This window comes from Emticicia sp. MM (genome assembly GCF_001649495.1).
Map to the genome: position 1 here is coordinate 1 of NZ_LXHX01000012.1, position 18463 is coordinate 18463.

An 18463-nucleotide genomic window follows, 5' to 3' on the forward strand; every position below is an offset into this window, starting at 1 on the left:
AGGTACTATGTATTGCATAATACTAAATAAAACACATATCTTTGTATTGTCAATCAAATAGATGGTTCTGACACACAAAAAAACGACATTATGAAAAAGCTATTATTACTTCTTGCACTCTCTACTTTCAGCTTCAGTTCAATGGCTATGGGTTTCCCGCATAATACCTATAAACAACAACGAACTTTGAGTAAGAACATTCAGCAAAAGAATATTGTAAGCGAAATTGAAAATTCATTAAAAGTAAATTTTGGTGAATTATCAATGGTAAAAGAAGATACAAATGTACAGGAATCGTTGGTAGAGATGTTTACTAATTTTGTGGTAGATTTTTTTACAAAGACTCTTTTCGGAACTAATGTATGCAAAGTAAATACAATCAAAGAAATTCAAACAGAGCGAATTGCGGTAAAGCAAGACTTTGAGTATTGCTTAGTAGCTTAAGAAATTAAAAATGAATTTATATACGGTTTAGTTAGGGTTTAGAAAAAGGCTTGGGTCGTTGACTCAAGCCTTTCTTATTGTAGGACAGATTTGTAAGCTGTCGATTTTTTACATAAAAAAGTGTGATATAGCTTCAAACCATATCACACCCTTTGACAGGTTTCAAACCTGTACTACAGATTAATATTGAAACAATGGATAATCTTTCATCCATTTATTGATTTCGCCTCTAACATTCGCAATCTTTGTTGCGTTATCATGATTCATCAACACTTCATCAATCAAATTAACGATTTTTACCATATCAGTTTCAACCAAGCCACGAGTAGTCATGGCGGCAGTACCCACACGCATACCTGAAGTAGTCATGGCTGTTTTATCATCAAATGGAACCATGTTTTTGTTTACCGTAATATCTGCTTGGATAAGCGAATTTTCAGCAATTTTACCAGTTAAGTTTTTCGGACGTAAATCAATCAACATCAAGTGATTATCTGTACCACCAGAAATAACTTTATAGCCACGGTTAATAAACTCTTGAGCCATTACTTTAGCATTTTTCTGAACTTGTACTTGATAATTGTAGAAATTATCAGTCAATGCCTCTCCAAAAGCGATTGCTTTAGCAGCAATGATGTGCTCTAATGGACCACCCTGAGTGCCTGGGAAAACACCAGAATCAAGTAATGATGACATCATTCTGATTTCACCTTTTGGAGTAGTGATTCCGAATGGATTCGGGAAGTCATTGCGAAGCATAATCACACCACCACGTGTTCCGCGAAGAGTTTTGTGCGTAGTAGTTGTTACGATATGACAGTGGTCAAAAAAAAAATGGGTCATTTAATAAACCTTTAGCCACCAAACCTGCTGGGTGAGAAATATCGGCTAATAAAAGTGCACCAACCGAATCTGCAATCTGACGAAGACGTGCATAATCCCAGTCACGAGAATAAGCTGAAGCTCCACAGATAATTAATTTCGGACGCTCGCGTTGAGCGGTTTCTTCTACTTTATTCCAATCGATTAAACCTGTTTCTTGTTCTACGCCGTAGAAGAAAGGTTGGAAATATTTGCCCGAAATATTAACAGGAGAACCATGCGAAAGGTGTCCACCGTGCGAAAGGTTGAAACCTAAGATTTTATCACCTGGCTGCAAACATGCCAAGAAAACCGCCATGTTTGCCTGTGCACCAGAGTGTGGCTGAACATTGGCCCATGAAAGATTGAATAATTGTTTAAGACGGTCGATAGCGATTTGTTCTACTTGGTCAACAACCTCACAACCACCATAATAGCGTTTTCCAGGAAGACCTTCAGCGTATTTATTTGTCAAAACACTACCTGCCGCTTCCATCACCTGTGGCGAAACGAAGTTTTCAGATGCAATTAATTCGATGCCGTGCAATTGGCGATTGTTTTCTTTCGTGATTAAATCAAAGATTTGTGTGTCACGAACGATAGAAGTTTGTACAGAAGACATTGTCAATTATCAGTTATCAGTAAACAGTTATCAATATGCTTGTCTTTGGTTATTGAACTTGTGTTCAATGTTTAATTCAGTACTTTCGCAAGTACGCCGTATTATGGATTTGACAGAAACCTGCCCTGCTTGTGATGAAGAAATATGTTACAAAATTAACCGATTATTACGATAAGAAGAATTTTTGACAAAATATTATTTGGGCGGCTACGAATTGTTTTGAAGTTTCTTGATAAAGTTATATTTTCAACTTTATCTCACACAGCTCCGGTACCTGAGCGAAGTCGAAGGTAGCGAAGTTGAAGGTAGCGAAGTCGAAACCAAAAAAATAATCTTCCTACTTAATAAATGGATGTTCTTTCAACATTTTCTCTAAAACCTCACAACTTGACACATAAGAAAGCTCGGTTTGATAACTTCCTCCATTAATAATAAATACACGTGGATATGCCTTAAAAAATGCTTTTTTATAGGCATCTGCCAAAGTTTCTAAGCCAATATCAAGGCGTTTTTCATTGATTTCTGCTTCGCTATATTCCCCTAATGACTCTTTTTGCCAGTAACTTTTTGAGAGTTTTTTGTCAATTTCAGGAGTATTACATTTTGAATGAGGGTCTAATTGGAAGCGAAAAACTTTTACTTTCCCAAATGAAAAAACATTGAGTGAGGTATTTTTTGAAGTATTGATATCTTCTCTGCTACGAAAATTTCCTCTGCTGGCATAAATTCTATTAATATGGTGTGGTAATAACTTACCATCTCTGACAGCTTGGTTTATCAGTGAACTAATATCACTTTCTTGGGCTGGAAAAGAACTTGAAAATAGGTCGAGCACAATACTATTATTGAGTAGTGAATTATTAAAATTCTGTTCTGCAAAGAAAAAGGAAGCTCTATCTCTTGAAACGTTGCGAGAATCTCTACCCGAAAGACCAATTAAATTTTCGTCAGGAAATCCATTATCTTCAATGATTTTCGTGATTGTATTATAGACAACATGTTGATTTTTTGCAAATAATTCGTTTTGAATTTTTCTTAAACTGTCTTGTTGAAGCCTTAGTTTTTCGGGCAAACTATTGAAAAAATAAAGGCTATCTATAAAACCTACTCGCCTGATGTTGATTGTGGTGTCTTTACCATTCTGTTTGATTGTAAAAGTTGGCTGTGATGCTTGATTTTTTACGAAATACTCTCTTAAATCGGCTGTCAGAGGAACTCGAATATTTCTGGAACCTAATGCGTATAATTTTGTCAGACTATCTCTTAATTCTTGATTAATGTTGGGCTTGATGAACCTTATTTGGTTTTCAAATTTTTCCCACCTTTTGCATGTATCAGCCACGAAATGGAAGAAAATATCTTTGCGTAAACTATCAGAAGGATAGCCTTTTTCTACGATTTTCTCCAAATAATCAAACATAGTTGAGATTTTACCAACCATGGCGGCACAAATGGCTGCATTGTAATAATCTTTAGCAAAAGGTTTTTTTACATTATCGAAGGCTGCTTTATAATAATCGAGTGCTTCGTAGTAATTTGTGTCAACAATGGCCAATTCAGCAGAATTAATAATTGGATGATAAATCCGAGTGAAATCGCCTTGTGCGAATAAAAGGCCGCTTAGTCCACAACAATGGAGTAAAATAATGACAGTAAGTATTATTTTTTTCATAAAATGCTGGCGAACTACTTTTCTGAGCTATTCTAATAGCTAAAAATAGAAAAACCTGTCCATTTTGGGGCAGGTTTTAAGAAACATTAACAATGTCTTAACAAATATTTTAGACTAAATATTTAAGGTTAATGGCGTAAAGACCCGTAAAAATAGCTGAGGCAATCAACGACATAATACCAATACTCCAGCCGATGCTTCCTCCAAAAATGACGATTGGAGCAAGGATTCCAACCACATTACCTGCAATGTAAACCCAAAAACCTTTTTTGCGGAGCCCCCACATCCAAATTGCACCGAGCATGATTAATAAACTTGAAATTAAGTTAACTCCACCCGCTAATACTAGGTTATCTCTTTGAAACATCTTCTCTGTTTCTGCTTGAGATTCTTCCACTTTTTCGATGTCTTTTTCAGACATATATTTTGAGAACATATCCATCATCATTTCATTGGCTTGTTCTTTACTTTCCATTACTTTTTCAGGTGTGAAAGTATTCGGAATTGCTCCATAAAATTTATAGGCATTCCAGATGAGAGTTAGTACACACAAAATGGTGAGTAATGTTGGGCGTACTGAGCCCGTATTTTCTTCGAATGGATTTTGCATTGTTTTTAGTTTTAAGGTCTGAAAATAATTTCAACCAATGATAAATAACAGTTTATGAGTTTTTCGGGAGTAAATTATTGATAACTGATAAAATGATATACAAAAATATGATTAACGGTATTGCAAGAAACTTTAAGCTTAGAAGTAAAATTACAGAAAGTATTAGAAAAATGTATTTGATTTGATTCGAAGCCCACGAAAAACTCTTAAATTTTAATGCAAATAGTGGTATCTCCGAAATTAGTAAGTAACTCATAATGAGCGTGTACGCTATTAAGAATGTAGAATTAAGAATTAAGAATGCGTATTCAGAATTAAATTTTATAATTAACGGAAAAGCCGCTACTACAAACGCATTGGCGGGAGTAGGAACACCAATGAATGAATCAGACTGACGAGTGTCAATATTGAATTTGGCCAAACGTAGGCAAGAAAATAAGGCTAAAATAAAAGCACTATAAGCTAAAGTTGGTAAATGAGTTTGTGATAAAAGATTGGACGGAACCAAATCTGATAAAATTGTATTTTCTTGCGTTGAAAGTTGAATTAGCTTAGCTACAATAAACGATGGTAATACGCCAAAAGTAACCATATCGGCCAAGGAATCAAGTTGCTTGCCTATCTCGGAATGTTGTTTGAGCAAACGAGCCACAAATCCATCTAAAAAATCAAGGATTCCTGCGATAAAGATTAAATAAGAAGCCCAAAGCAGGTTCCCTTCAAAAACAAAAACAATACCTACACAACCACAGAGTAAATTACAGAGGGTCATGATATTCGGAATAGTAAATAATTTCATAAACTTGTAGGACAAGTTTCTAACTTGTCAGATTGTATTAAAATATTATTTGAGCGAACAATTCTGAAAAGTGTTCTACAAAAAAGGATTGGTTTTGCGTTCATAGCCGATAGTCGTGGGGTCGCCGTGGCCAGCATAAACCGTAAAGTCATCATCAAGCGTTAGAAATTGAGTTTCTATGCTTTTAATTAACGCTTCATGGCTACAAAACGGAAAATCAGTTCGCCCAACGCTACCTTTAAAAAGTACATCTCCTCCTATGACAAACTTTTGGGTATGATTTACAAAAGCTAAATGTCCGGGAGCATGTCCGGGCACGAATCTTATTTCAAGCTCTGAGTTTCCAAAGAATATTTTATCGTTTTCATCAATAAATACATCAGCTTCTACGGGTTCGTAGCCCTTGATTTCCCACATTCGACAGCGATTTTCTACATCAGCTAAAATTGGCACTTCATTTTTATGAATAGCCATTTTTACCCCAAACTTACGCTTTACGTAGGCTGCCCCAAAAACATGGTCGAGATGGCAGTGTGTTTGAACTAATTGCTTTACTACAAGACGATTATCGGCTATAAAATCGGCCAATTCTTCTTTTTCATATTGAGCTAAACAACCAGCATCTATGATGATAGCCTCATGAGTTTCGTCCCATAAGATATAGGTGTTTTCAGCTATCGGCGAGAAGGTAAAAGAGTGTATGTTTATCATTTTGGGTAAGTCAACAGTCAATGGACAACAGCCCACAAATTATTATTTAATTGATTTTTCTATCTTAAACAGTCATATTCATTACAAAAGTAAAAAAATAGTAGGCTTTTTGTGTAAATCTGGCTTAGATTTTCGCCAATCTTTCACCCTTAATGTTTTAATAAATTCTTCAGGAGCAGTCACATTACATGCAATGCAGAGCAAAGTTTCTGGATTGAGATTTTGTAAAACATCTTCCAATAATTGGTTATTGCGGAAAGGTGTTTCCATAAAAATCTGTGTTTGCTTTTTTTTCTTGGCCAGTTGTTCTAATTCACGAATTGATTTTATTCTTTGTTGTTTATCAATCGGTAAATAACCATTGAAAGTAAAACTTTGTCCATTAAATCCAGAAGCCATCAAAGCCATTAAAATAGAACTTGGACCTACCAATGGCACTACTTTATGGCCAAGTTGATGAGCGTAGCCAACCGCAACCGAGCCAGGGTCTGCAATGCCAGGACAACCCGCTTCGCTGATGATACCTGCATCTGTTTTGAGCTTTTTGAGTTGTGCAAGGGTTTGTTCGGGTGGTGTATCTTTATTCAATTCATAAAATGTAATCTCATCAATTACTTTGTTGAGCTTAAGGCTACTAATAAATCTTCGGGCGGTGCGGAGTTCTTCCACAAAAAACACATTCAATTCGCTCACGACCGCTTTTATTTGAGTTGGAAGTACTGTTTCTTGGGTATCAGGGGCGAGTATGGTAGGTATTAGAAAAAGGGTCATATTTTGTTTAGTTCAATTCCGAAACAAGCAGTTTTGTTTATATACTTTCTCGAATTGTATTATAAAAACTAGTTTTATAAAAACCATTTTACAATATTATGTATTTTTACGGCGGTTTACAAAATTACCACTCCTACCATGACTGAAATAAAACTTACTCAATATAGCCACGGCTCAGGTTGTGGATGCAAGATTTCTCCGAAGGTTCTTGACCAAATTCTCCATACAATTTCACCACAAAATACTTACCCAAACTTATTGGTAGGGAATAAAGACAAAGATGATGCAGCGGTTTTTGATATGGGTAATGGAGATGCACTTATCAGTACCACCGATTTCTTTATGCCAATCGTTGATGATGCCTTTGATTTTGGTCGAGTTGCTTCTACGAATGCTCTAAGTGATGTGTATGCCATGGGCGGAGAGCCGCTAATGGCAATTGCTATTTTGGGTTGGCCAGTTGACACAATTCCACCTGAGATAGCTCAAAAAGTGCTCGATGGAAGCCGTGCCACCTGTACGGCAGCAAATATTCCGCTGGCGGGTGGGCATAGCATTGATAGTCCTGAGCCATTTTTTGGTTTGGCGGTTACGGGTAGAGTGAAAATCGAACATCTGAAACAAAATTCTACTGCCACAGAAGGTTGTTTATTATATCTAACCAAGCCTTTAGGAGTAGGTTTATTAACTACCGCACAAAAAATGGGTATTTCGAATCCAGAAAATTTACAAGCTGCCGTTGAGCAAATGACTACACTAAACAAAGTAGGAGCTTCTTTAGGAAAACTCTCTTCGGTAAAAGCCATGACCGATGTAACAGGTTTTGGTTTACTTGGGCATTTACTTGAAATGTGCGAAGGCAGCCATCTGAGTGCAGAAATTAGTTATGACAGGGTGCCAAAAATTGCGGGAGTGACAGATTATTTGTATCCGTTTTGTGCACCGAAAGGATGCAATACCAATTGGGATAGCTACAAAGAAAAAGTATCGGTAATGAGCGATACCCAAAAAATATTATTGGCGGACCCTCAAACTAGCGGAGGTCTTTTAATTGCTGTTGAACCTTCTGGTAAAGAAGAATTAGAAAGAATTTTAGAGGAAAATGGCATATTAGCTGAATCTTTTGGGCAGATGATTGCTAAAACCGAAAAAAGTATCAATGTAATTTAATTAACCCAATTTTACTTATCGCGATGAGTTTGTAAACCCATCGCCATGGAATTTGAGAACAAAACCTCGATAATATAAAATGCAACACATCAATCGCCGTAAATTCATACAGCAGAGTACTTTAGCTAGTGTGGGTTTATTGTTTCACAATCAAAGTTTCGGACAAGATTTTCCTACTGTACGTGTTTCTGCGGATAAGCGAAATTTTAGTAGTCCAGCTATCGAATCAATTATTGGACGTATGAAAACGCTCATCAAAGACCCAGAATTGGCTTGGTTATTTGAAAATTGTTTCCCGAATACCCTCGATACGACTGTTCATTTCAAAAAGAAAGGAGACCGCCCCGATACTTTTGTGATTACTGGCGATATTCATGCGATGTGGCTACGAGATAGCACAGCACAAGTGACACCTTACTTAAGTTTGATGAAAGAAGATGCTGCCCTACAACAACTCATTGCAGGAGTAATTAATCGTCAGACGGAATGTATTTTGATTGACCCTTATGCTAATGCGTTTAATGATGGTCCCGGAAAATCAGAATGGTTGAGCGACCACACTGATATGAAGCCCGAACTTCATGAGCGTAAATGGGAGCTTGACTCGCTTTGCTATACAGTCCGTTTAGCCTATAATTACTGGAAATTGACCAATGATACTAGTGTTTTTGATGAAAAATGGCTGAAAGCGGCTCAAAGTATCATTGCCACTTGTCGAGAACAACAACGGCTCAAAGGAGTAGGTAAATATCGTTTTGGTCGAACTACTTCTTGGTCAACTGACACCGTTCCCGGAAATGGACTAGGTAATGTAACTAAGCCAAATGGCTTGATTCATAGTATTTTTCGCCCGTCAGATGATGCTACAATTTATCCGTTTTTGATTCCTGCTAATTTATTTGCCGTTGTATCTTTCAGACAAATCGCTGAAATAGCTACGAATGTTTATAAAAATGCAGAATTTGCCAAAGAATGCCAAATTTTTGCGAATGAAGTAGAATCGGCTATCAAAAAATATGCAATTATTACACATCCAAAGTTTGGTAAAATATACGCTATGGAAGTGGATGGATTTGGTAATTGTCTTCTGCAAGACGATGCAAACGTTCCAAATCTAATGAGTTTGCCATATTTAGGGGCAGTTAAGGTAAGCGACCCAATCTATCAAAATACGCGTCGATTTGTATTGAGTGACTCAAACCCATATTTTTTTAAAGGAAAAGCTGCCGAAGGGGTGGGTAGTCCACATACGTTAGTTAATCAGATTTGGCATTTGAGTATTATCATGCGTGCCATGACTTCTACTGATGATAAAGAGATTTTGCAACAGCTAAAATTCTTGAAAAATACGCACGCAAAAACTGGTTTTATGCACGAATCATTTGATAAAGATGATGCTGCTAAATTTACAAGAAAATGGTTTGCATGGGCCAATACGCTTTTTGGCGAAATGGTATTGAAAGTGGCCAAAGAACGCCCACATTTACTTAAAAATACACTTTAATTGTAGGACAGATTTGCAATCTGTCAATTTTTACTGAAAAATCTCCGACTTTGTAGCGTTGGTTCTGCCGTTCAGAGAACGAAACCAAACCTACAAGGTCGAAGACTTAGCAGAGCAGTTGAACGAATTATAAATATTGATATCACGATTTAAACTAATGAAAATATTAAAAATAGCCATCTTGAAAGATGATTTTGATGAAATTTTGAATGGCGAAAAAAATGAGGTATATCAAGATTTTATACCTTTTTGGGAAGAACAACTGCTGATAAATGACAAAGAAGGAGTCAGATTCAGAGAGTATGATGCTGTTGAGTTTAGAAATGGCTTTGAGGCAAAAGTACCGACTATTTTGATTGAATGGAAAGGTACAGAACTCGAACTTTTTGATGAAGCTCCACGAGGTTCGAAAGACCCTGAAGATTATTTTTTTGTAATTAATTTGGGAAAAATCATTGAAACAAAATACTGCGGATGAAACGATGCTAAAGTAGATATTTTAAGGGTGTAAATTTCTAAATCTCCCCTAAAATCACAGATTCTTCTTCAGTAAAAAGCCTTGATTTGATCACGAAACGTACACCAAGTGGAATTTCAAGCGAAAAACTTGCTCCTCTGCCTTTTACTACATCTAGTGTAAGGTGCGTGTGTTTCCAATATTCAAATTGGTCTCTCGACATATAAAAATCACATCCGTGAATCCTACCGAGCTTTACATCGGTTTCATTGAGCATTAATTCTCCTACCTGAAAACACATTGGGGCAGAGCCATCACAGCATCCTCCGCTTTGATGAAAAAATAGTTCTCCGTTTCGGTCTCTTAATTTATCAATAATTTCTGTAGCTTCGGGCGTAATAGCCACGCGTTCGATTGACATATTATATTATTTAGACAATAAATACAAAACGTAGAGACAAGGCATGACTTGTCTCTACAAATCGGTAAATAGGTATTATCAGAAAAATCCGAGTTTATTTTTATCATACGAAATCAGCATATTCTTCGTTTGGCGATAATGATTGAGCATCATTTTGTGCGTTTCACGACCAATACCTGATTTCTTATATCCACCAAATGGAGCGTGTGCTGGGTAATCGTGATAGCAATTTACCCAAACTCTACCTGCTTGCACGGCTCTTGCCACAGTATATGCTTGGTGCATGTCACGTGTCCATACGCCAGCACCTAAACCATAAAGTGTATCGTTGGCAATGGCAATGGCTTCAGCCTCATCTTTAAAAGTTGTTACACAAACCACTGGCCCAAAGATTTCTTCTTGGAAAATACGCATTTTATTATTTCCCTTGAAAATGGTAGGCTTGATGTAATAGCCACCTTCTAAACCTTCGTTATAAGAGGCTCCACCACCAGTTAGTAATTCTGCTCCTTCTTCTTTTCCGATTTCAATATAGTTCAAGATTTTCTCGTATTGGTCGTTCGAAGCCTGAGCTCCCATCATTGTTTCAGGGTCGAGTGGGTGCCCAAGTTTAATCGCATTTACACGCTCAACTACACGTTCAATAAAAGCATCATAGATTGATTCTTCTACCAAAATTCTTGACGGGCACGTACAAACTTCTCCTTGGTTTAAAGCAAACATAGATGCTCCTTCGAGGGCTTTATCGAAAAACTCATCATCAGCTTCCATGATACTTTTGAAGAAAATATTTGGCGATTTACCACCCAATTCTAACGTAACTGGAATAATATTTTTAGAAGCATATTGCATAATAAGCTGACCAGTAGTGGTTTCGCCAGTAAATGCAATTTTATTGATACGTGGGCTTGATGCCAATGGTTTTCCAGCTTCGATACCAAAACCATTGACAATATTCAAGACACCTGCTGGCAGTAAATCCTGAATTAATTCGGCCAAAACCATGATACCTACTGGCGTTTGCTCGGCTGGTTTCAATACAACACAATTACCTGCCGCTAATGCTGGAGCAATTTTCCAAGCAGCCATCAATAATGGGAAGTTCCAAGGAATAATTTGTCCAACTACGCCAAGTGGCTCATGAATAATTAATGAGAGTGTATTGGCATTTAATTCTGATGCTGAACCTTCTTCTGCACGAATAACACCCGCAAAATAACGGAAGTGGTCAATTGCCAAAGGTAAATCTGCCGCCATAGTTTCACGAATGGCCTTGCCGTTATCCCATGTTTCTACACGTGCTAAAAGGCTAAGATTTTGCTCTAAACGGTCTGCAATTTTCAATAAAATATTGCTACGAGTAGTAGCCGATGAAGTGTTCCAGCTCGGAGCGGCTGCCCATGCAGCATCTAATGCTAAGTTGATATCTTCTTCAGTAGAGCGTGCTACTTGGGTAAATACTTTGCCATCAACTGGAGAAGTTACTTCGAAGTATTCGCTTTTTACCGGAGCTACCCACTTGCCACCAATGAAGTTGTCGTAATGAGTCTTGAAAATAGGTTTTTCTACTAAATTACTTTTTGCTGTTGTTACCGCTGACATAGTTATAAATAATTATTAAGGTGAAAAATGATAATGCAAATAAATCTTGCAATAGTTATATTTAGTGTCATTTTTCTACCCAACAATTTCATTTTTCTGCCAACTGATTGCACTTTTCTATATTGAATTGCACAATCCTATCAATTTGCATAGAATAATTCAATTTAGATAGTGATATTTTTTGTAGAAATAATAATATTAAGTAGGTTTGTTTAAGATGTTGTTCGTGGTTGGTAGCCAATTGTTAACAGAAAATCGTTAGAAACTAAAATCTTGGGAGTTATGATAAATCTAAATTCTTCTCACTACGAAAATCGTAAGCTGCAAAGTTTGGTTGAAAACAGAACGATTCATACACTCAATAATGCGGAATTGAATGTCTTTGAAACTCATCAACAAGCATCTCAGGTTTTGCTTCGCTTTAAAGAACTTGTATTAGCAAGCATGATTAAAGGGAAAAAAGTGATGCACTTAGAAAATACTCATTCTTTTGGTTTTCTACCTGGCGAATCGGTGATTTTGCCTTCTAATGAATTAATGTGTATAGATTTCCCAGAAGCTACCGAACTTAGTCCTACTCAGTGTTTAGCCTTGGCATTTTCTGAATCAAAACTTCAAGATACCGTTGATTTACTGAATTATCGTGGAACTAAACAAAATGGAAAAGAATGGAGCATGACTGATTATAATTATCATTTCACTAATGATGTAGCCATTAATCAGATTCTCCAACGTCTTATCTTTATTTTTGCCGAAAAACATCCTTCGAAAGATATATTTGCCGATTTGCTCATTCAAGAATTAATCATCAGAATTCTACAAACTGAATCGAAAAGTATTTACTTGAAAAAAGCTCAAACTCATTCTAATAATGACCGTATTTCGTTTATTATCAAGTATATTCAAGATAATATCACAGAAGATTTATCAATAGAACTTTTGAGTGAAAAAGCTTATATGAGCGAGTCGAATTTTTATCGTACATTCAAGCATGAACTTGGGTCTTCGCCAAATGATTTTATCATCGAAGAACGTTTAAAAGTAGCTGAAAGCTTACTCCGAAACCCCAAAGTGAGTATTAAAGAAGCTTACATGGCCAGCGGATTCAATAGTTTCTCTTATTTCTGCCGTATTTTTAAGAAAAAGAAAAAACTTTCGCCAACTGAATTTAAAGAGCAAACTTGTGTAATAAAATAAAAAGGGAAGACTTTCATCTTCCCTTCATGTAGAAGTTGTGGAATTGTTAGTATAAAAATCTTAAAGATATTTGTCGGCGAAAGTGAGCATGATATCAACGGTTTCATTTAGTCGGCCCCATTCGTGGTAGAGTTCTGGATAAAAATAGTATTCGTGCTTGCTTCCCATTTCTTCTAATTTTTGTTTCATTTTTTCACCTTGTTCTGGCGGTACAATCGTATCACTGCCACCATAAAATAGAATTGTTGCAGGCGAACTCTTTTTCATCTGATAATATGGACTTGCCGAGCGGTATTCTCTAACAGTTTCTTCACTGAATGGCTGACTAATAAGTTTTACAATATCGCTATTCATTCGTCCTTGGCGTAATTTATCAGAAGTGAGGTCAGCGGGGCTAGCAATTCCTCCTACAACTTCCACCAAATTTTTGTTATCGGCTGTGTAGGAATAAAGCATAGCTAAATGCCCACCTGCACTAATTCCTAAAAGAAAAAATTTAGGTGTGATATTAAGCGAATTTGCTTCCTTGTGTAACTTTTTGAGAAGCATGCCTATATCGTCAAGTTGCTGCTTATAGGTAATACCTTGTTGAAAAGTAAGCCTGTAATTCATGTTTACAATGGCACACTTAGTGTTTTTTTGTCGAAAATGGTCAACAATGGGGTTAATAAATCCTTTATCACCCTCGCTCCATCCACCTCCGTGCAAAAGCACAATTACTGGTACTTTTGTTGATTGATTTTTCGGTAAATAGAGGTCATAGTTTTGAAGTTCATTATCACCATAATTTTCATTTTTTCTTACTTCATAATCTAGCGTTTCATCGGCTCTAATTGAATAATTTTTATTAATAAGTGGTACTAAATCAATAGTATCACATGAACTCAACAATAGCATTGAACTTACGATAAAGAAAAATCTCATGGCTATAAGTTTTGAAGCAATCATCTGATAAATAATTATTTATGAATAACTCATGACTATTACTTTATTTGATGGCTATTCTAGCCGTTAGGGCTATATCATCGAGCCATAAGCCTTGATAACCAACGACGTTGAGGGCGGGTTTCCAGTCTAAACTAAGATTAAGCGGGATTTCTTTAAATGTATATTCAAGTCCCAAGATTCCGTCAGCTCCAATCACTGTGTGGTTATCATAATTTTCAAACCATGGATTTCCGTAGCGTCCGCCATTTCTCCAAAATCCGATATGCCCGCCAATTCCATAATACCAACGCCAATTTGGGGTTTCAAAAGCTGCTTTATGAATTTCATACAATCCTGTGAAGTTTACTCCCTGCCATCTCGAATACACAATTCCTTCAAATGCCTCTTTATTATTCATTTTATATTTTACACTTAGCCCATATCCATAATTGAGTCTGGCACCAATCCCTAACTTATATTGAGCGTTTGCAACAGTAAATGTGGTAATGATAAACAGGAAGCTTATGAATATTTTTTTCATTTCAGGAATTTAATTAGTTTGATTTTTCTCATTAAAACAATGTGCCAAAAGCTTATGTAGGGTATTTGTGGGGAATTTATGTGGAAAAAAATACACAATTTGAGGAATAGTAATAGGAAATGATGGTTTGAAGATTCGTGGAATATTTTTTTTGATTTTGCTGGAAAAGTAGATTAATCATTACACAAACACAACTTAAGTTAAGCATGAAAACATTTAAAATTGCCATTTTAATGGCTAGTATGTTTCTATTGCAAGTAGCATGTCAGAAACAGGATGATTCTGTAACACCCGTAAGTCAGCAAGACCCCAATGCTCCAAAAGGAGATATGCGTATTGGTATAACTGACGCTCCGATTGATGATACCAATATTAATGGTGTTTTCGTAACAATTACAGAAGTTAGATTTGATGGTAAGGTATATGATGCTTTCAAAGGTCCTAAAACTGTGAATCTTTTACAATTACAAAATGGTAATTCACTGAATTTGGGGGATGGTAAATTTCAAACAGGCTCATATAGTAAATTGACTTTGGTGATTGATTATACCAAAGATGCAAGTGGGAATGCTCCTGGATGCTATGTACAGAAAACTGATGGAGCCAAGGAAGCATTAGTGATTTCAGGAAATGCTAAACAAGAAGTAGAGATTACAACTAAGAAATTTGATGTGAGACAGAGCGGTGTAACCGATTTAATGATTGATTTTGATTTAAGGAAGGCCATTAAAGAAATGAATAGCAATAGTAAAAAGAGTTATGCTTTTGTTACGTATGGCGAGTTACAATCTTCTATTCGATTGGTCAATAGAGCTTCTACTGGTGATATAGTGGGTAAGATTGATAATTATAATCCAATAATCAATGGTCAGGTAGTGGTGTATGTTTATAAAAAAGGTACTTATAACGAAAATGCTGAAGTAAAAGGACAAGGTGAAAGTAGTGTTACTTTCAGGAATGCCGTGACAAGTGCAAAAGTAGATGGTGCAGGAAACTTTAAAATAGCATTTTTGGAAGAGGGTGATTATGAGCTACATTTTGCTACCAATAAGAGTACAAGTGGAGCAATCATAGATTTTAGTTCTTTTTTGAATCTGAATTCAAATCTTGCACTCAATAGTATTGCCGTAAAATCGAATACACAAGTGAGCTTATCGCTCTCAATCAAAAGCATCATAGGTTTGTAAAGAAATTCATAAATAGTGTTTAGGTTAGAAAATGGTAAATGGCTGTCCTTTGGGACAGCTTTTTCTTTTATATGATATTGGAAAAGTAGCAAGTAGTTTATAAATTACTGTTGTTTTATAATTTACTTCTACCCAAAACATTATTATTTTATGTCAGATTTATCCAAATGGTCGATTAGCCATAAAATCGCTTTTTATTTTTCTTTTCTCTTCTTGGGCTTAAACTTTTTCCCCTTTCCTCTCGAATTTTTAGGCGGCCTAATGACTATGCTATGGAGTTTTGTGGTTGATTTTTTCGGGAAAATCGTTTTTGGTATTCCCGAAGTGACGGTTCGGCCTAATGGGAGTGGTGATACTACTTGGAATTGGCTTCAACAATTAGCCATTGTAAGTTTTTCTACAATAGGTAGTATTGTTTGGTACGTGCTTGCCCGTAATCGACCTAATCATGAAAAATTAGCCTTTTGGTTTAAAATTTGGCTACGATATTTTTTAGCAGCTACTATGTTTTCGTATGGGTTGGTAAAGATTTTTCCTTTACAGTTTGGGAATATTACAACCTATCGCCTTTTCGAACGCCTCGGAGAAATGAGTCCGATGGGGCTGTTATGGACATTCATGGCGTACTCTAAGGGCTATCAATTTTTTGGTGGACTCATGGAAGTGATAGGAGGGGGATTATTAATTTTCCGTAGAACCACAACTTTAGGTGCAGTCATGAGTGCGAGCATTATGCTCAATGTTTTCATGATGAATGTCTTTTATGATGTACCCGTGAAAATCTTTTCTTTCACTTTATTGCTCATGTGTGTGTATTTGTTAGCTGCTGATGCTAAACGCTTATGGCTGTTTTTTGTGGCTAATAAACCTACTCAGTCTGCAGAAGAAATAAAGGTTTTTGAAGGAAGAAAATGGTATAAATATGGCAGAATTGTTCTAAAAACAATATTTTTAGGAATAGTAGGTGTAATGGGTTTTTATGAAAACTTTACTACAGCCAAAGATATAGATACTCCAAAATCTTTAATTTATGGGCCTTATAAAGTTGAAAGATTCGAACGAAATAATACTGTTTCTGAAACTGACACTCTACGCTTGCAAGAAGTATTTATCGACCGCCGTGGTGCATATGATATGCTTTATGTAACGAATGACGATGGTCTGCGTAAACGAGCCAATTTTACGCTTGATTCTGTTAAACACATTTTACGCATGACAGACTATGCTGCTCCTATCACCGATACTACGCAATACACTTTTACGTATTCACAACCAGATGCGGAAACATTAATGTTGCAAGGAAAAATCAAATCTGATTCGATTCGAGTGGCCATGAAGAAAATGAAACACCGAAATTTCATTCTCACTAGTCGTGGTTTTCATTGGATAAATGAAGTGCCTTATAACAAGTAATATCATCGACTTGACCGCATGGCTTTTACAACTGTTGTAGATTTATCATTCAATAACTTTTCGTATTCGCTCGAATCGCAGGCATAAATGGCAACTTTACCTTGTTCATTGTGGTGTACACCCCAGCCATACCTTTTAGTAAGTGGCGAGGTTCGTAAGCATGCTTGTCCTTTTGAGAAAAATGCCGTACGAGCTTCGGTTAATTCTTTTTCTGTAAGGTCGTTTCTTTCGGCGAATACCTGAAAAATTATATCATCTGAAGTATATTTATAAGGGTGTTTCCGAAGTATATCAAACTGCAAATTGGCTACCGATTTTTTATCTCCTTTATGTGGAGGCATTTCGCCAGTGTTGGCTGGGCAGTCATCGGCTATGGCAATTAATGTCGATTCGTAATTGGTCGTATGTATTTTCATGAAATTTTTCTTTAAAGGAAACACTGCTTACTGTCAACCCTATGTCAGTAATTATTTTAGAAAGCCTATAATTTCAGCCGAAAATGCTTCAGTATTATAGGTAATATTATGATTACCCTTTACAATACTCAATTTTGCATCTCTAAAGTAAGTTTGTAGAACTTCTGGGTTGCCGTTATCTTTATCTTCATCACCTGCAATAATTAAGACTGGTTTGCTGAATTTTTTCAATTCCTTTGGCGTAGTGACGGGTTGATACTTTTGTAAAAGCCCCAGAGCTACTGTATCAGCATTAATAGATTTGGCATATTTTACTGCACCCTGAGCTTCGGGATATAGATGAAATTTTCCGTTAAAAGCGGCCGCAAACATTAGTCTTCTATCCCAATTTGGATTTGTAAAATGCTGCCCCATACCGCCTAAAACTACTTTTACCACACGTTTATCCTTCGTAATTAATTTTGCTGCAACAATGGCTCCTCTTGAGTAGCCGACTACTTCATAAGATTTTATTTTTAAGTTAGTAAGAATCCCTATCACGTCTTTTGTTTCGATATCATTTGTATAAAATTTATCTTCATGAGGTTTATCGGAATGTCCGTTCCCTCTTAAATCAGGGACGATTACACGATAGCCATTCTTCAAAAGATCTTTATACAGGGCTGTTTTTCGCCAATTTGCACCTGTATTGATAAATCCATGTAAAAGCACAACGACCTTTCCCGAACCCGAATCAGTATAGGCAATTCTAATTTTGTCGGGAGCTTGATAATATTTGAAATTCTGGGCAAATCCAAATGAAGAAATAAGGAGAATGAATATCACACCAAGAAGATTTAATGGTATTAAGCGTTTCATAATTTTAAATTGGGGCGAAAAGAGTATGCAAGTTAGAGCATATTCACAAAGTCAAACTTATTTTGGTCGATTTAGACATTGAAGGTACATAAAAGATTTGACTAACGGAGTTTACTAATAAACAAATAATAAAATGAGTTTTTTCTATATTTATTTCAATTGATGATTACATTTGTAATATATTTCATGCACGGGGTGCTGTAAAAAGCTGAGATGATACCCGAGAACCTGAACTGGTTAATACCAGCGTAGGAATGCAGGAGCCAATAAGATATTGAGA

18 protein-coding genes, 1 pseudogene and 1 riboswitch are annotated in these 18463 nt (G+C 36.2%); of the genes and pseudogenes, 7 read left to right on the forward strand and 12 right to left on the reverse strand.

What is annotated here, in order from left to right; translation table 11 throughout:
- Positions 1–90: 90 nt before the first annotated feature.
- Positions 91–444, forward strand: coding sequence for a hypothetical protein (locus A6M55_RS01510; RefSeq protein ID WP_064196229.1), 354 nt, complete (start codon positions 91–93; stop codon positions 442–444).
- 180 nt (positions 445–624) lie between these two features.
- Here the strand turns inward: A6M55_RS01510 and glyA are convergent.
- The 6 genes and pseudogenes from glyA to A6M55_RS01540 form a co-directional block, all read right to left on the reverse strand.
- Positions 625–1927, reverse strand: a pseudogene (glyA, locus tag A6M55_RS01515) (serine hydroxymethyltransferase).
- A 337-nt stretch (positions 1928–2264) separates the two neighbouring features.
- Positions 2265–3599: a hypothetical protein gene (locus tag A6M55_RS01520; protein ID WP_015029539.1), complete on the reverse strand. Its 1335-nt coding sequence runs from the start codon at positions 3597–3599 to the stop codon at positions 2265–2267.
- A 109-nt stretch (positions 3600–3708) separates the two neighbouring features.
- Positions 3709–4209, reverse strand: coding sequence for a hypothetical protein (locus tag A6M55_RS01525; protein ID WP_015029540.1), 501 nt, complete (start codon positions 4207–4209; stop codon positions 3709–3711).
- 52 nt (positions 4210–4261) lie between these two features.
- Entirely contained in the window at positions 4262–5008 is a 747-nt protein-coding gene (locus tag A6M55_RS01530) for a phosphatidylcholine/phosphatidylserine synthase (protein WP_015029541.1), read from the reverse strand.
- Positions 5009–5083: 75 nt separating this feature from the next.
- On the reverse strand, positions 5084–5719 hold the full coding sequence (locus A6M55_RS01535) for an MBL fold metallo-hydrolase (protein ID WP_064196230.1): 636 nt from the start codon (positions 5717–5719) through the stop codon (positions 5084–5086).
- A gap of 81 nt (positions 5720–5800) precedes the next feature.
- Positions 5801–6490: an SAM-dependent methyltransferase gene (locus A6M55_RS01540; RefSeq protein WP_015029543.1), complete on the reverse strand. Its 690-nt coding sequence runs from the start codon at positions 6488–6490 to the stop codon at positions 5801–5803.
- A gap of 138 nt (positions 6491–6628) precedes the next feature.
- On the opposite strand from A6M55_RS01540, the gene selD reads away from it, so the two are divergent.
- The 3 genes from selD (at position 6629) to A6M55_RS01555 (ending at position 9642) form a co-directional block, all read left to right on the forward strand.
- Complete coding sequence (selD, locus tag A6M55_RS01545) at positions 6629–7660, forward strand: selenide, water dikinase SelD (protein WP_015029544.1); 1032 nt, start codon at positions 6629–6631, stop codon at positions 7658–7660.
- Between the two features lie 79 nt (positions 7661–7739).
- Complete coding sequence (locus tag A6M55_RS01550; protein WP_064196231.1) at positions 7740–9164, forward strand: glycoside hydrolase family 125 protein; 1425 nt, start codon at positions 7740–7742, stop codon at positions 9162–9164.
- Positions 9165–9321: 157 nt separating this feature from the next.
- Positions 9322–9642, forward strand: coding sequence for a hypothetical protein (locus A6M55_RS01555; RefSeq protein ID WP_064196232.1), 321 nt, complete (start codon positions 9322–9324; stop codon positions 9640–9642).
- Positions 9643–9679: 37 nt separating this feature from the next.
- On the opposite strand, the gene A6M55_RS01560 is transcribed toward A6M55_RS01555, so the two are convergent.
- A complete protein-coding gene (locus A6M55_RS01560) occupies positions 9680–10042 on the reverse strand; it encodes a DUF779 domain-containing protein (RefSeq protein WP_064196233.1) in 363 nt (120 codons plus the stop codon).
- Positions 10043–10120: 78 nt separating this feature from the next.
- Positions 10121–11644 (reverse strand): aldehyde dehydrogenase family protein, encoded by a 1524-nt coding sequence (locus A6M55_RS01565; protein ID WP_015029548.1) that lies wholly within the window; start codon positions 11642–11644, stop codon positions 10121–10123.
- A 282-nt stretch (positions 11645–11926) separates the two neighbouring features.
- Here A6M55_RS01565 and A6M55_RS01570 point away from each other — a divergent pair, with 282 nt between their 5' ends.
- Positions 11927–12841 carry an AraC family transcriptional regulator gene (locus A6M55_RS01570; RefSeq protein WP_064196234.1) on the forward strand — a complete coding sequence of 305 codons (915 nt, stop codon included), beginning with the start codon at positions 11927–11929 and terminating at the stop codon, positions 12839–12841.
- Positions 12842–12901: 60 nt separating this feature from the next.
- On the opposite strand, the gene A6M55_RS01575 is transcribed toward A6M55_RS01570, so the two are convergent.
- Complete coding sequence (locus tag A6M55_RS01575) at positions 12902–13765, reverse strand: alpha/beta hydrolase (RefSeq protein ID WP_197491645.1); 864 nt, start codon at positions 13763–13765, stop codon at positions 12902–12904.
- A 64-nt stretch (positions 13766–13829) separates the two neighbouring features.
- On the reverse strand, positions 13830–14309 hold the full coding sequence (locus tag A6M55_RS01580) for a hypothetical protein (protein ID WP_015029551.1): 480 nt from the start codon (positions 14307–14309) through the stop codon (positions 13830–13832).
- 206 nt (positions 14310–14515) lie between these two features.
- Between A6M55_RS01580 and A6M55_RS01585 the strand changes: the two genes are divergently transcribed.
- Both A6M55_RS01585 and A6M55_RS01590 read left to right on the forward strand, forming a co-directional pair.
- On the forward strand, positions 14516–15496 hold the full coding sequence (locus tag A6M55_RS01585; protein ID WP_064196236.1) for a DUF4382 domain-containing protein: 981 nt from the start codon (positions 14516–14518) through the stop codon (positions 15494–15496).
- 150 nt (positions 15497–15646) lie between these two features.
- Positions 15647–16909: a DoxX family protein gene (locus A6M55_RS01590; protein WP_064196237.1), complete on the forward strand. Its 1263-nt coding sequence runs from the start codon at positions 15647–15649 to the stop codon at positions 16907–16909.
- 2 nt (positions 16910–16911) lie between these two features.
- Here A6M55_RS01590 and A6M55_RS01595 read toward each other — a convergent pair whose 3' ends face one another.
- Together A6M55_RS01595 and A6M55_RS01600 are read right to left on the reverse strand one after the other, a co-directional pair.
- Positions 16912–17325 (reverse strand): DUF6157 family protein, encoded by a 414-nt coding sequence (locus A6M55_RS01595; protein WP_015029554.1) that lies wholly within the window; start codon positions 17323–17325, stop codon positions 16912–16914.
- A 51-nt stretch (positions 17326–17376) separates the two neighbouring features.
- Positions 17377–18183, reverse strand: coding sequence for an alpha/beta fold hydrolase (locus A6M55_RS01600; RefSeq protein WP_015029555.1), 807 nt, complete (start codon positions 18181–18183; stop codon positions 17377–17379).
- A 181-nt stretch (positions 18184–18364) separates the two neighbouring features.
- Positions 18365–18455: riboswitch (TPP riboswitch) on the forward strand.
- Positions 18456–18463 lie beyond the last annotated feature (8 nt).